13 protein-coding genes and 1 pseudogene are annotated in these 15020 nt (G+C 44.8%); 7 read left to right on the top strand and 7 right to left on the bottom strand.

Going from position 1 to position 15020, the window contains the following annotated elements; genetic code table 11:
• Positions 1-258 precede the first annotated feature (258 nt).
• The 5 genes from QUA57_RS26125 to patD form a co-directional block, all read right to left on the bottom strand.
• A complete protein-coding gene (locus QUA57_RS26125) occupies positions 259-750 on the bottom strand; it encodes a GNAT family N-acetyltransferase (protein ID WP_333064624.1) in 492 nt (163 codons plus the stop codon).
• A gap of 175 nt (positions 751-925) precedes the next feature.
• A complete protein-coding gene (locus tag QUA57_RS26120; protein WP_333064638.1) occupies positions 926-1999 on the bottom strand; it encodes an RNA polymerase sigma factor, RpoD/SigA family in 1074 nt (357 codons plus the stop codon).
• A gap of 126 nt (positions 2000-2125) precedes the next feature.
• Positions 2126-3799 (bottom strand): ABC transporter ATP-binding protein, encoded by a 1674-nt coding sequence (locus QUA57_RS26115; protein WP_333064625.1) that lies wholly within the window; start codon positions 3797-3799, stop codon positions 2126-2128.
• A gap of 438 nt (positions 3800-4237) precedes the next feature.
• Positions 4238-4822 carry a TFIIB-type zinc ribbon-containing protein gene (locus QUA57_RS26110; RefSeq protein WP_242719859.1) on the bottom strand — a complete coding sequence of 195 codons (585 nt, stop codon included), beginning with the start codon at positions 4820-4822 and terminating at the stop codon, positions 4238-4240.
• A gap of 45 nt (positions 4823-4867) precedes the next feature.
• Positions 4868-5266, bottom strand: coding sequence for a heterocyst frequency control protein PatD (gene patD, locus QUA57_RS26105; protein WP_333038068.1), 399 nt, complete (start codon positions 5264-5266; stop codon positions 4868-4870).
• Between the two features lie 463 nt (positions 5267-5729).
• Between patD and QUA57_RS26100 the strand changes: the two genes are divergently transcribed.
• From QUA57_RS26100 to QUA57_RS26080, 5 genes and pseudogenes are all read left to right on the top strand, one after another.
• Entirely contained in the window at positions 5730-8003 is a 2274-nt protein-coding gene (locus tag QUA57_RS26100; RefSeq protein WP_333064627.1) for a bifunctional (p)ppGpp synthetase/guanosine-3',5'-bis(diphosphate) 3'-pyrophosphohydrolase, read from the top strand.
• Between the two features lie 268 nt (positions 8004-8271).
• Positions 8272-8394 carry a hypothetical protein gene (locus tag QUA57_RS26095; protein WP_333064628.1) on the top strand — a complete coding sequence of 41 codons (123 nt, stop codon included), beginning with the start codon at positions 8272-8274 and terminating at the stop codon, positions 8392-8394.
• A gap of 111 nt (positions 8395-8505) precedes the next feature.
• Positions 8506-8907, top strand: a complete 402-nt coding sequence (locus QUA57_RS26090; RefSeq protein WP_333064629.1) for a transposase — start codon at positions 8506-8508, stop codon at positions 8905-8907.
• A gap of 88 nt (positions 8908-8995) precedes the next feature.
• Positions 8996-9220, top strand: a complete 225-nt coding sequence (locus tag QUA57_RS26085; RefSeq protein WP_333064631.1) for a hypothetical protein — start codon at positions 8996-8998, stop codon at positions 9218-9220.
• Between the two features lie 336 nt (positions 9221-9556).
• A pseudogene (locus QUA57_RS26080) lies at positions 9557-10509 on the top strand (IS630 family transposase).
• Between the two features lie 192 nt (positions 10510-10701).
• On the opposite strand, the gene QUA57_RS26075 reads toward QUA57_RS26080, so the two are convergent.
• Positions 10702-11292, bottom strand: a complete 591-nt coding sequence (locus QUA57_RS26075; protein ID WP_333064633.1) for a hypothetical protein — start codon at positions 11290-11292, stop codon at positions 10702-10704.
• A gap of 237 nt (positions 11293-11529) precedes the next feature.
• On the bottom strand, positions 11530-11919 hold the full coding sequence (locus QUA57_RS26070) for a DUF1830 domain-containing protein (protein WP_333064634.1): 390 nt from the start codon (positions 11917-11919) through the stop codon (positions 11530-11532).
• A gap of 375 nt (positions 11920-12294) precedes the next feature.
• Between QUA57_RS26070 and QUA57_RS26065 the strand changes: the two genes are divergently transcribed.
• Both QUA57_RS26065 and QUA57_RS26060 read left to right on the top strand, forming a co-directional pair.
• A complete protein-coding gene (locus QUA57_RS26065) occupies positions 12295-13875 on the top strand; it encodes a photosystem II high light acclimation radical SAM protein (protein WP_333064635.1) in 1581 nt (526 codons plus the stop codon).
• A gap of 459 nt (positions 13876-14334) precedes the next feature.
• Positions 14335-14829, top strand: a complete 495-nt coding sequence (locus tag QUA57_RS26060) for a hypothetical protein (protein ID WP_333064637.1) — start codon at positions 14335-14337, stop codon at positions 14827-14829.
• Positions 14830-15020: the final 191 nt, after the last annotated feature.

Raw genomic sequence — 15020 nt, 5'->3', positions numbered from 1 at the left:
TTTTTTTCTAATTAACTATTTTTATCGATTTTATCATGATCTTACCTCTGTCTCACATTTATTTGAAATGACTATATCTACTCGGATTTACGCAACCCAAGATTTGAGGCGCTACAGATTTGTTGTAAGGTGCTTGTGGCGCACCCTACTGATTCGTTGTAAGGTGCGCGGTACACACCTTGATTTCTTAGTCTCAAGCGAGAGAGACGAAAATTTTTGTAGGATCAATTGCAATCGCCCAGTCTTATCGAGGGGTTTTTACACTTGTTTGGATGCCAAAGTTGCCAAAGACTCGCCCGCAACCCGGCAAATCCGCCAGTCGGGCATTACATCAGCACCAATACCCTTGTAAAATCCGATCGCCAATTCATTCCAATCCAAAACGCTCCATTCCAAACGCCCGCAGCCCCTTTCAACCGTCAACTGCGCTAAATAAACTATCAAAGATTTGCCAATCCCCCGCCCTCGAAACTCAGGGATCACAAACAAATCTTCCAAATAAATTCCCGGCTGAGTTAAAAAAGTAGAATAATTGTAAAAAAACAGCGCCCAGCCCACAACTTGGCCTTCGCACTCGGCTAAAATCGCTTCAGCAAAAGGTCGATCGCCAAACAAATGATGCTCCAAATCAACGGCATTGCCAGTAACGGCATGAGATAATTTTTCGTACTCAGCTAAAGCTTTAATCAAATCAAACAGCACCGGCACGTCGGCGCGGGTAGCTGGACGCAAAATTACCTCAGAAGACATAAATAAGTAAGTAGTCAGCGACAATCAACAATTAAAAATACCACATTAAGACATTTTTAATTTGTAATTTTTTATTAATTTTTTCTACCTTGAACCAGCATATTTTCGATAGCCTCGGAGTGCCACCCCACAATAATTTTAAGATTTTTCAAAATGCCAACTCAATTTTTTTTGCTTATTTCAACCAGCCCTTCAATCGTTCCGTCACTTGAGGGCGGCGCAGCTTTCGCATTGCCTTATTTTGAATTTGACGGACTCGTTCGCGGGACAAATTGAACAAACTGCTGACCTCTTCTAAAGTGTAAGGTTCGCCGGTCAGCAAACCGTAACGCATAGCAACAATCTCTTTTTCCCGCTCAGTCAAAATACTGTCCAACACCTCCAAAATATCTTGGCGCATCATCATCTCATTCATCTGAGCTTCGGGAGATTGCGTCGCGTTATCTTCGAGAACATCCAAAAGTTCCGAACTTTCTTCGGAACCGATGCGGTGGTTGAGAGACAAAGATTGCCGACGTACTTGCTGGAGGTAACGAAGCTGTTCGCAAGTAACTTGCATTTCTCTAGCAAGTTCAGTTTCACTTGGATTGCGTTGAAGAGAACGCTTCAAATCTCGATAAACTTTTTTGAGTTTATTTAACTGTTCGACAATGTGAACAGGCAAGCGAATCGTCCGCCCTTGATTGGCAATTGTCCGGGTAATTCCTTGGCGAATCCACCAATAGGCATAAGTAGAAAACTTGTAACCCTTCTCCGGATCGAACTTTTCGGCTGCCCGATTCAAACCCAAAGCTCCTTCCTGAATTAAATCGAGAAAAGGCACGCCCCGATTAAGATAGCGTTTGGCAATCGAAACCACCAAGCGCAAATTCGAGCTGATCATTTTCCGTTTCGCCGACTGGCACTGGTGGCGAAGCTGTTGCAGTTGAGTTTCGCTTATCCCCAAAGCCGTTGCGAGTTCAGCTTTTGTCGGCACTCTGTCCAATTCCTGCTGCAAACGCTGTTCTAGTTCATCCAGGGCTACCAATTCTTGAACGCGGCGCGCCAACTCTACTTCTTCGGCTGCTGTTAGTAGAGGATACCGAGCCATTTCCTTGAACAAAGCTCCCACTGGATCGTCGGCAGACCAGTTGTTGTATGCTGACGACCGAGCTACCGTCGGACGATCGCTCTCGGTGTCTTCATCTTGTGCGATCGCGAATGAGGCTTCGGGTGGCACCGCAAAACTGCCTAGGTCAGATTCTGCCATATCGTGCTTGGTGTCGGTGGAAGGATTTGAAATGTCTGCCTTCACTTTAGCGAATTTAACCGGAAATTTCCGAAATCCATCTAGAAGCCCGTGACAGACATTAGATGGCCCCAATTTTCTACCTTTCTATTGAGTTCGAGCCAGTAAAGGAGCAGCCTGCAACAATTGCTGAGTGTAAGGGTGCTGTGGATTAGTAAAAATATCCCTAGTCTTACCGATTTCAACAATTTTTCCAGCATTCATTACCGCAATGCGATCGCAAAAAAATCTCGCCACCCACAAATCGTGCGTAATAAACAGATAAGTCAAATTAAATTCTTGCTTCAACTCCAACATCAGCTCTAAAACTTGAGTCTGCACGCTGGCATCCAGCATACTCACAGGTTCGTCGCAAATTATCAGTTGCGGCCGAGTAATCAAAGCGCGGGCGATCGAAACTCGCTGCTGTTGTCCTCCTGACAATTCCCCCGGATAGCGGCGAAAGAAATCCTCCCCTGGAGTTAAACCCACCCGCTCTAACATTTGGATTACTTGTTTTTTAGCTTCGCTGCCATTAGCTAATTTGTGAATAAACAAAGGGTCAGCAATACTTTGCCCGACAGTCATCATCGGATTCAGGCAAGCGTGGGGGTCTTGAAAGATCATTTGCATTTCGCGGCGGTGCTTCCTCACAGCATCGCGGTTCAGGGCAGTTATATCTATTCCTTGAAATACAACTTTGCCGCCCGTCGCGGTAATTAGCTGCAAAATCGTGCGTGACAAGGTACTTTTGCCGCAGCCGGACTCCCCCACCAGCCCTAGAATTTCTCCCCGTTGTAGCTCTAAACTAACGCCGTCTACTGCTTTAATTACCTGGCGATTCCTGGAAAACAACTGATCCAATAAATTGCTTTCTAAACTGTAGTGTTGCTGCAAATTCGTTACGGTCAAAAGAGGCGAATTTGTTAAGTTTGCAGTAACGGCTTCAGTCCTGATTTCCTCGAATGCTAACCCTTTTTCAGAATCGGCTTGAATGTGCAAAGCTGCTTTGAGGAGCGATCGAGTATATTCGTGCTGGGGCTTTTCAAAAACGTTTTGCACCGGCCCTGTTTCTACGACTTTACCGCCGTACATCACCGCAATGCGATCGCAATACTCAGCCACCATCGCCAAATCGTGAGAAATCAACAAAATAGCCGTTCCCCGTTCCTCGCAAAGTCTGGTTAATTCCTGCAAAATCTGAGCAGCTACAGTTACGTCCAAACTTGTAGTCGGTTCGTCCGCCACAATTAATTTGGGATCGAGCAAAAGAGCCAAAGCAATTGCTACTCTTTGTCGCATTCCGCCGCTAAATTCGTGGGGAAATTGCGACCAGCGAGACGCGGGAATTTTCACAGCTTCCAGAGTTTCTATTGCCCGTTTCTTAGCTTGCTTGCGATCCAAATTCGGTCTGTGAGCTTGCAAAGTCTCGATGCAATGTTCTCCTACAGTCATCAAAGGATCGAGACGAGTCATCGGATCTTGAAAAATCAATGCTACAGCTTCGCCCCGAAACCGTCTCAGCCGCGAAGCATTCATATCAAACACCGACTCTCCAGCAAAACTAACTCGCCCCTCAATCAGCGTTGAATCCGGCAGCAACCGCATCGCCGCCCTTCCCAAAGTTGACTTACCGCAGCCAGACTCCCCAACTAATCCGAGCTTTTCCCCCGGTTTCAGCGTCAGGGAAACCCCGTCAACGGCCCAACCAGATTGGCCTCGCCGCTGAGGATAAGCTACTCGCAGATTGTCAACGGAAAATAGAGAAGAGTCATTAGTCATTAGTTATTAGTCCTTAGTCTGTTGTCTGTTGTCTGTTGACGGTTAACTGTTGTCTGTTGTCTGTTGTCTGTTGACGGTTAACTGTTGTCTGTTGTTATTTATTATTTATCAATATAGTGGCGGTTAGTTGTTAGTTATTAGTAGGGTTCAGGACTTATTAGTTATTGGCAAGAGACAGATATGCTATTTGTAAATACCAATAGAAATTGCTACAAACAAAGATTTTATCACTACATCATTAACCGACCAACCGCTTACTAACAACAGTCAACAGTCAACCGTTAACAGTCAACCGTCAACTATGCTGTTTGTAAATACCAATAGAAATTGCTACAAACAAAGATTTTATCACTACATCATTAACCGACCAACCGTTTACTAACACCAGTCAACAGTCAACCGTTAACAGTCAACAGTCAACTGTCAACAGCCAACTGACTAAATTTCCTTTCGCTTCAACTCAGCTCTCCGCAGTATGTAAGTAGCCGCACAATCTGCGTGAGGATGGTCTGCTAAAACTTCCGCCAGTTCCAACACATATCCGGCGATATCCGGCCCCAGCTTCTCAGTCAGCACTTGACGTTCCCGAGAGGCGAGTTCTTGCACGCGCGCCTTAGCTTGCCAATTCGGAGAAAACATCTTGTCAATCTCGGTGTGGAATCCCAGACTTTCGAGAATGTCCCACTCGCCGTTATCGCACCAAATGCCCCCGCACAACATACAGCGCTCTATGTAAAAGGGGACTCTGCTGAAGGGAACTTTCGCCCGCGACAGATAGTGACCGTCTTCGGGACACAGCGCTGCTTTGCTGTCGTAGACAGACGGTGTGAATTCTATGCCGAGAGTCCCAGTCGCATCAGGCTTCTCGGATTTGTTGTACCACTGGCTCTGTTCTTTTTGCCAAGCTTCGTATTCTCTGCCTGGAATCCAGATACCGTAACAGTTGGGACACCACTGCACTGACATACTGCCGGCTAAGGTGCCGCCTTCTAAGTTGGGATGTTTACATTTTGGACATTCCACCGCTTTATTTCTCCTTGCCTTCTTAATTCCCTGTTAATTCAATTATTAATTCTGTATCTGGGCGGGCCCTGAAGAACCAGAATTTTTTTGTAGCAGCGCGCCACAGTAGCCAATTAGCGTGTTGAGCCGCGCGATCGCCGCAGTTTGCCTCGCCTTTGCTGTCGCTGGCTGGCGCGACGCTTGCAAAAACGTGACATCTGTCCCCAACAACCGCAGTTGCTTGTGAATTTCCGTCAAATAGGACTGCTCTGGGGGTGTTTCTGAGGCGTCTAACTCATCGCTTTCGGCTCTCATAATTTGGTTTCCGAAAAATTGTTGCACTTTTCTGTATTCGATCGCCAGCGCGGCCCCATCCAGATTATCCTGTGCAGCAGTTCTTTGTAGTTGTTCTAGTGCTTGCTGTAATTCTTGGTAGCACTGGCGGCGGTCTTCGGACAATATCATGATTTTGTAAACAAATTTGTATTTATAATCAAAGTAGATACTTACTTAAGTTTGCTCATATGGAGGGAAGCCGTGCGTTTTTGGAGCAATTCCCTGTTTTGTGAGAACTTTTTTTGATTTGTTTCCCTGGCTCTACCCTTCTGGCTGCTGCTTTTAGTTTAGCGTTGCCGGTAAATGCCGATCCCCCCGCAACCTCAACTGCTACCGCCAAAATATGCTTATTTTACCCGATTTTCCCCGAGCGACAGACTGCGGCGGCGGCAGTGGTGTCACTATATTTTCCTACCTACGAGGGGGGGCGACTCGGGATTACATAGGTATAGTTTGAGAAAAATCGACTATTTTTTTGAATTGCAAATTGTGGCATTCAATTAGTTTAGTATAGCTAAACACATAATTTCGGCAATTCAACCGGAAACCGGCTTTTAACCATTTGTATTTCTAAGTTTTAAAGGTGTACCCCATGAACGCGAACACTCTGACTCCCTCTCCTTCGATCGATCCTGCTGTAGTTCCCGACTGGCTGCAAGAATGCCTGAATACTCGATCGCAGCCTGATGGGGACCCTAACCCGAATTGCTCGACTGACGACAGCTTAATTTGTCGGGCCTTTGAATTTGCCCGCGACTTGCACGAAGGACAGTACCGCAAATCTGGAGAACCTTACATTTGCCATCCGGTAGCTGTCGCTGGAATACTGCGGTATATGGGCGGCAACAACGTCATGATTGCCGCCGGCTTCCTCCACGACATTGTTGAAGATACAGATATTACTCTCGAAGAAATAGAACAGCGGTTCGGCGCCGAAGTGCGACAGTTGGTTGAAGGTGTCACCAAGCTTTCTAAGTTTAATTTTTCCAGCAAAACAGAGCGCCTTGCGGAAAATTTCCGCCGAATGTTCCTAGCAATGGCTAAAGATATTCGCGTCATTGTCGTCAAACTGGCAGATCGGCTGCACAACATGAGGACTTTGGAGCATTTGTCCGAAGAAAAGCAGCGCAGTATTGCCCTAGAAACCCGAGATATTTTTGCTCCCCTAGCGAACCGTTTGGGTATTGGCCGCTTTAAGTGGGAATTGGAAGATTTAGCGTTTAAATACCTGGAACCCGAAGCTTACCGCGAAATTCAAGAATTGGTGGCAGAGAAGCGGGCCGATCGAGAAACTCAACTCGCAGAAGTCACAGATAGTTTGCGAGAAAGGCTTGACAATTTAGGCATTAAATGCTATGAAGTTAGCGGTCGTCCCAAACATTTGTACGGGATTTACGGGAAGATGCAGCGCCGCCAAAAAGGGTTTAAGCAAGTGTACGATATTGCGGCGGTGCGGATCATAGTAGAAACCAATGATGACTGTTATCGGGCTTTGGCGATCGTCCACGATTCTTTCCGCCCGATTCCCGGCCGCTTTAAAGATTATATCGGTTTACCAAAAGCCAACCGCTACCAATCTTTGCACACCGGAGTAATCGGAACCAGCGGCCGCCCCATCGAAGTGCAAATCCGCACCGTAGCAATGCACCACATTGCAGAATACGGCATTGCCGCGCACTGGAAATACAAAGAAACTGGCGGTTCTAACACAACAGTCACCGGCGACGACGAGAAATTTACTTGGCTGCGACAACTCCTAGAATGGCAAAGCGACCTCAAAGACGATCGCGAATATTTACAAAGTATTAAGGACAACTTATTCGACGAAGATATTTACGTTTTTACTCCTAACGGAGACGTGATTGCTCTCAATAGCGGATCAACTCCCGTAGATTTTGCTTACCGTATTCACACAGAAATTGGCAATCACTGCACAGGTGCCAGAGTCAACGGGCGAATGGTAACACTAGACAAGGTTTTAAAGAACGGCGATATTGTAGAAATCTTGACCCAAAAAAATGGTCATCCGAGTTCCGACTGGCTGAATTTTGTCAAGACAAACGGAGCCAAAAACCGAATTCGCCAATGGTTGAAGCGATCGCACCGAGATGAAAATCTCGCTCGCGGCCGGGAATTGCTGGAAAAAGAATTAGGTAAAAATGGCTTGGAATCTTTGCTAAAATCTGAGCCCATGCAATCGGTGGCTCAGCGCTGCAACTACCACAGTGTCGAAGATTTAATCGCCGGTTTGGGCTACGGCGAAGTCACCCTAAATCTCGTAGTAAATCGACTGCGAGATTTAGTAAAAGTGCAGCAAAAAATTGAAGCTGCTCCCGCAGGAACCCACGAAGTGCCCCAGCTAATACCTGCATCGACGGCACCGAAACCAGTACCTAGTTCGTCTCCGAGCAAATCGCCGATCGCAGGTGTAGAGGGATTGCTCTACCATTTATCCGGCTGTTGCTGTCCGATTCCTGGGGAATCAATTATTGGAGTTGTGACTCGCACTCGCGGAATTTCGATTCACCGGCAAGGCTGTTCAAATGTTGAGAGCGTACCAGGCGATCGCTTGGTTCCTGTGAGTTGGAATTCCAGCAACCGCAATGAATCTCGACCCAACACTTATCCGGTTAACATTCAAATTGAAGCCCTCGATCGAGTGGGAGTTCTCAATGATGTGTTATCGCATTTGAAGGACAACCAAGTAAACGTCCGCAGCGCTCAAGTCAAAACATATCCCGGATTGCCCGCATTAATTGACTTGTGCATGGATATCCAGGATAAACAACAGTTCGAGCGGACTTGTATGCAAATTAAAAAGATGAGCGACATTTTGAATTTGCGCAGGCTGAGTGAAGTGAATTAGCCATTTAATTGAGCGGCTGCTGCGGGAAGTTGGTAAGTAGTAATTGACAATAAACTTTTTTATTTAAACTCTTAACAATTACCCAAGTAGCCGCAGTCTGTTGTTAGCCAGCAGTAAAAATAATTTACGCGAAATAAGTTAAAGCATGGATGACAGTCAGTTAAAAGCTCTCCTCAAAAACATTGCATCTGATCGAGTAGAGCGCAAGGCCTCAACATCCGATAAAGGTAAACTTCGTCAGGTTATAGAACCCATTTGAGATCTTTTGATGATCCCAGCAGCAGGTGATCGACTCACAGTAGGCGATCGGCTCACAGCGGGCGATGGACTCACAGCCGGCGATCTACTCGTAGCGGGCGTGAGGCTCATAGCAGTCGATTGCCTGCTGTGAGCTGTTTGTTGAGATTTTGGGGTTAAAGCTTAGCCTGGAAAGGTTTTCAAGTTGGTTGTCCCCGCTGAGGCTCGTTGATGTAAAATTACCATCAAAACACTCTATCGGGCGATGCCGTACTCTACTAATCTCACAGATGCTGAATGGGAAGTTTTGTCACCCTTACTCTCTCAAATTTTGCCGCTAAAAAAGAAAAATCGACCCCCTAACTGGACTCAAAGAGAAATTTTAAATGGCATCTTCTATCAACTCAAGAATGGTTGCAATTGGGCAGACCTATCAAAAGATTTACCTCCCTACTCAACCGTATATTGGCATTACAAACCGTGGCGCTCTCAAGGTGTGCTTGAAGAGTTGATGAGGGTCTTACATTCAAAGCGTCCGATTGCAAGTAAAAAAAAACCGAAGTGGACTACATTGATGATAATCGATTCACAGGCAGTTAAAAATACCTGTAATGCCAGTATTGCATCGCTCATGTTATTGTTTTTACAAATCAACCAATGGTATTAAAAGACATCTAGCGGTTGATACGCTTGGGTTTCCATTTTTTACTCACTGCACGAAAGCTAGCTTATCAGATGATGCAGGTTTAATTGAAATGTTAAGCAAAAACATCAATTATTTCAAGTCTCAACCCGTTAATGTTCCCAAAATCACTATCTTGCTAGACCACGGATATCACCCCGACCATTTGAATGCTGAGTTAAATAAAATTTACCCACCAATTCTCACCAAAATTAAGTTTGAACTCTTGGAAAAACCCTCAAAAAAACAAAAAGAAGAAAGAGGACAATCGGGATTTGTGCCAGTTAAAGCGAGGTGAGTCATCGAGCGCTCCAATTCTTGGATGGAAAGGTGTAAAATTCTCATCCAAAACTTCGAGAGAACCTTAGATAATGCAACTGCCAAGATGAATCTTTGTTTTATTAGGTTGATGATTAAGAGGCTAGCTTCCTAGATATCAAATGGGTTCTATAGCATTTCTTAGAAAGATGAGGTATAATATAACTGACTTAAACGGAGTGAAAAATATAGAACTTCAAAATGTTATACAGCTCTAATTAAATGGGTCGCTCTTCGAGCAGTAGTCCCTCGACCCGCAGCAGTCACTAGAATGACAACTATCTCAAATTTTAGCAAGGATCACGCATTAGTAAAAATGAAAACTTATTCGATTGATTTTAGAGAAAAAATAATGGATGTGTACCATAATGAACCGCTGTCACAAAGAGCAATAGCTAACCGTTTTTGTGTAGCCCTAAGTTTTGTCCAAAAATTGGTTAAACAGTATCGTGACACCCTTGCATATTGCTCCTCGCACTGAGCGATGTGGAGTCAAATTAAAACTGAATGCAGAACAACTGCTAATCGAGAGCGGAATTGATTGAAGCAAACAATGATGCAACTCTAGAAGAACTCCGTTATTTACTGTACCAAAAAATTGGTTTTACCATCAGCGTAGCAACGATGGGAAGAATGGCAAAACTCTTAAACATGACGCAAGAAAAAAAAACTCTTTTCCCGTCAGACAAAGGCACGCTCCAGAGTTCAGAACCTGCGATACGAGTTCTGGCAAAAAATTAGAGAAGTTTGTTTCAAAGACTTAATATTCATTGATGAATGTGGAGTAAACTTGGCAATGGTTAGGTTATATGCAAGGGAGGCTAAAAGGTTCAAGAGCCAAGGGATCAAAACCGAATAAACGCGGAAGAAATGTCTCAATAATTGGAGCTATATCGGTCAACGAAATCTTAACATCAGTTAATTTAATAGGTACAACTTATGGAATTACATTTGAGGCTTTTATTATCCGAAAATTAGTGCCAAAGTTAGGGAAAGCGGTTTGTGTAGTAATGGATAATTGTACTATTCATACCGGAGAAGAAGTAGAAAAAGCCATCTAAAAAAAGCGGCCAAATTAATATACTTGTCGCCCTATTCGCCGGACTTCTCCCCAATAAAAAAAATGATGGTCACAACTTAAAAATATTCTCCGTTCTATCAAGACGACTAATTATCAAGAGTTAGGAAAAGCACTCTTGGTTTGCGTTTAATGAAGTTACATCAGAAAATATTTGGAATTGGTTTCCTCACTGCTATTATTGTACCTAATCTTTATCATAAAGGCTCTACATGGAATAAGCTGTATTTTTATGGGAACTCTTTTGGGGTGGCCTTCTAGCCCGCCCTAAAGGTAAAAACTAAATGCAGTAAAGCTTAGTGAGGACTTCACTCCGAGCAAGTTTTATGAGGACTGAAGTCCTAACTACCAACTTTATAACGGTTATTATACCGGAGATAATATTACAGATTACCTTTGATTCCGATCGCCGTAACAATAGTCCACGCATCTACCAACAGCAACAGCAGCGTACATAAAAGTAAAATAAGATACATCCAAGGCTGCGACAAAGGGCGGACATCTCTAGTATCAATACCTGTTTTTGCTTCCACCAAACCGACTAATTTACCAAATCCAGCCACCCGCATTGGCAGCAAATAACCTTCTCCCGAATGACTCAAAAAATAGTAAACTAAACCTCCTTGACCGGTCGATCGAGGTTTGAGAGCTTTTACCTCAGTCCAAGGTAGCGACCAACCCTTGCGAAACAAACGCGGAAACCAGTTGGGATATGTGACTTCAATCCCCTCCTCGCTCAAAATTACCCTTTCACTGAGCACGCCGTAGAGGCCCACAGCCCCGACAAAAATTGCCGCCCAGAGTGCGGCCGAGGGAACCGGTGCTTTGGTTACTTCCGACAAAAAGGGCAAGGGAATTGTCAGGGCTGTGTACAAGCTCAACAGCGTGATTCTAATCAGGGGAGAAAGCCGGAATATCGCCGGCTCAAATACTGGGGCAGAAGATGGGGGAAATGCGATAGGTTTTGCTGACATGGCTGAAATTCGAGAAGCTGTTTAAGGATATTTTGGCACAGTTGTCGAGCCCGCCAACAAAACTCAGGGAAATACGAAAAACCGGACAATCTTTGCAGTTGCGAGTTTTGATCTAAAATTCATTTCACAAACTTTGATTCTTAAGTGTTGAGTTTTTACCACTTTGCTGAAGTTGGAATTTTGAGCGCGGAGTTATCAATTAACTGACAATTTATAACTCAAAACTCACAACTCCGATTAATCAACGGCGGTTAGCGCCGGTACAGTCAAAGGTTCTGAGATTTCTCGGGATTTGGGGCGGCGGGCCATCGCTGTTCGATCGCCCTGAACTGCGTCTGGGGATCTGCTAGGATTGACGTTTGAATAGGGGCCTTCGTTAATCTGCAAGCGATCGCAAGGAATTTTATCCGACAAAATTGCACTCGCCATCATCCCGGTGTGAATTTCCAATGCTGCGGCCGGCATCGCTTCAAACACTAAGCGCTGTCCGGGAAACACCACTCGTTCAAAGTACCAGTTAGGAATGTTGGCGATGCGAGCAATCTGAATCTGACTGGTGGCGTTGACGTAGCAGCACAGAATCTTGCTGTCGGTGTCTGAGGGTACGGGGTCAAGAATTTGAGCCATAACTGCTGAGGGAGCCTTGCCTAAAAGTTTTAGTTATCTTCTCAGGCTAACACTACGCGATCCCAGCCTACTGTAAAGCCGACTACCAACTCTCTAACACATTAGAGACCGATCGTACATAAATTTAAATTTAACCGGATAAATATCGGCTTTTTGACTCCCCGCTGGGATTTTAAGCCAAAATACCCTGTATTGACTTAAAAATTAGCTTTTTTCTGCTGCTGTCGCCGATCGACATCAACAAGCTCGGCCTTAATCCCCATAGAAAAATTTAAGAATATTTAATGTCAAATTGCGAAAATTAGACAGATTGTAAAGTTATATTAAAAGAATATTAACATAGCGGAAAAAGTTCCACTTTAGGATATGGCAATCATGGAAAACCGAGAAAACCGAGTCCTGTACGTTCGCCTCCCTTGCAATCCTATTTTCCCGATCGGAGTTGTGTATCTTTCGGATCACGTACACAAGCTGTTTCCCGATGTCCAACAGCGCATTTTTGATTTAGGTGCCGTACCCCCCCTGGATTTCGCTAAAGCTTTAGATGCCAGCATAGACGAGTTTAAGCCGACTCTACTGGTTTTCTCTTGGCGGGACATTCAAATTTACGCGCCCGTGGGTGGCAGGGGCGGCAATCCGCTGCAAAATGCCTTCGAGTTTTACTACGCCAAAAATCCGCTGATCAAGTTCCGGGGAGCACTCGGAGGACTGCGTTTAGCCGCGTCTTACTACACCGAACTCTGGCGCAATTTGGGACTGATTAAGCGCGGATTGAAGCGGGCCCGGAAATACCGCCCCGAAGCTCGTGCAGTGGTCGGCGGCGGTGCTGTGAGCGTGTTTTACGAGCAGTTGGGACGCAGTTTGCCGACGGGAACTGTGGTTTCGGTGGGGGAAGGCGAAGCTTTGCTGGAGAAGTTAATTAAGGGCGAAGATTTGGCCGAGGAAAGATGTTATGTGGTGGGAGAAACTGTGCCGCGGGATCGGCTAATTCACGAAAAGCCAGCCAACATCGAGAAAACTGCTTGCGACTATAACTACATCGAAACGATTTGGCCGGAATTTTCCTATTATCTACAAGATATGGACTTCTACGTCGGAGTCCAAACCAAACGCGGCTGTCCTCATAATTGCTGTTACTGCATTTATACGGTGATTGAAGGCAAGCAAGTGCGGATCAATCCGGCGGATGAGGTGGTGGCGGAGATGCGGCAATTGTACGATCGAGGTATCCGCAATTTCTGGTTTACCGACGCTCAATTTATCCCAGCACGCAAATTCATCGATGATGCAGTTGAATTATTGCAAAAAATCATCGCCGCCGGCATGGATGACATACACTGGGCCGCTTACATCCGTGCGGACAATCTCACACCCGAGTTGTGCGATTTGATGGTAAAAACGGGGATGAATTACTTTGAAATCGGCATCACCAGCGGTTCTCAGGAACTGGTTCGGAAAATGCGGATGGGCTACAACTTGCGAGTAGTTTTAGAGAATTGCCGCGATTTAAAAGCAGCAGGTTACAACGATGTGGTTTCAGTTAATTACTCGTTTAACGTCATTGACGAAACCTTTGAAACTATCCGGCAAACTATTGCTTATCACCGAGAATTAGAGCGAATTTTCGGAGCCGATAAAGTAGAACCAGCTATTTTCTTTATCGGCCTGCAGCCGCACACAATTTTGGAAGAATACGCCTTTAAACAGGAGATTCTGCAACCTGGTTACGATCCCATGAGTTTGATGCCTTGGACAGCGCGCAAATTGCTGTGGAATCCAGAGCCTTTGGGTTCGTTTTTCGGACAGATTTGTTTAGAAGCTTGGCAGCGGAATTCCAATGATTTCGGCCGCGAAGTGATGGCAATTTTGGAGGAAAAACTCGGCTGTGCGGATTTGAAAGAGGCATTAACCGCGCCTGTGGAAATCAAAGACAAACAGTTGGCAGCAGTTAATTAATTACCAGGTTCGCAATTATGAATTGTGCCTAAAAAAAGGGGGAATGGAAAGGAAAATGTATCTTTTCTTTCCCTTTTTATCATTTAATAAATGGGTAAGCGCCAATAAACAATTACCCTCTAACAGAGTCAGTTGGCGATCGCATGGGAGGCGAGAAACCCGGTTCCTAGGAAAATCAAAAATTTAGTAACGAGAAATATATGAAGAAACCCGGTTTCTCAGATTAGCGCGAACAAGTCATAAAATCTTAAAAATGTCATCAATGCAAGAGATTGCTTTCCTGCGATCGCATTGACATATTTATGTATTTTCACTGGTGTAGGGCGCGCAGTTCGCACTTTACTTAAACCTAGGGTGTACCGTGATCCAGCCGCACATCACCTGTGAGATTAAATATTATTAATATCCAGCAAAGATCGCTTAAGATGTAATTATATAGTTAAAACCAGGAGTGACAAGATGTTTGATAAATATAGAGTTAAGGGCATTAAAGGAGTAGGTCTAGTTATGGCAGGCATTAGTGCGATTCCCTACCCTTCGGGAACCCCTACGGGGAACGGGATAGCTTCGCTTCACAGCTTTTTGACTGCCTCAGCAGAAGCGACTGCACTAAATCAACCGATTGGCAAAGTTCGGGCGATCGCACCCAACACTTTGGGCAATAATCAACCGCTGCAAATTGCTCAAGTTGAGGGATGTCCGAAGGCCCAAATGGTGCAATTTTTCGCAACGCCCAACTTTTCTATATACATTTGCAAAACCCAGGAAGGCGAGATTTTTTACCGCGGCCTCAGCAAAATAAATGGCAGCCAAATCAATGTCATGCAAGTAACGACAGGTGACGACGGAACTTATGAAGCGACTAACGGCAATATTATCTATTCGATTAACCCGCAACGCCTGCAAGTCCGCCAGAATGGCAAGGTAATCTTGACGGAAGCTGTCATCAAGTAACACTAACTGTTATTTAATGATAAATTAACTAAATTTAGGGTGTATTTTATTTAAGTTAAAAATTCAAGAGCCTCAAAAACATATTGATTCCTCAATAATCCAATAGAATCAATGGTATAGTCATTTCAAATAAGTATGAGACACTCTTTCTGCACAATAAGCACGAATAACTTCATCAAGAGATGTGCCAG

It is taken from the genome of Microcoleus sp. Pol7_B2 (assembly GCF_036701035.1).
GTDB lineage: Bacteria > Cyanobacteriota > Cyanobacteriia > Cyanobacteriales > Microcoleaceae > Microcoleus.
This window is presented reverse-complemented; position numbering and strand designations above follow the sequence as displayed.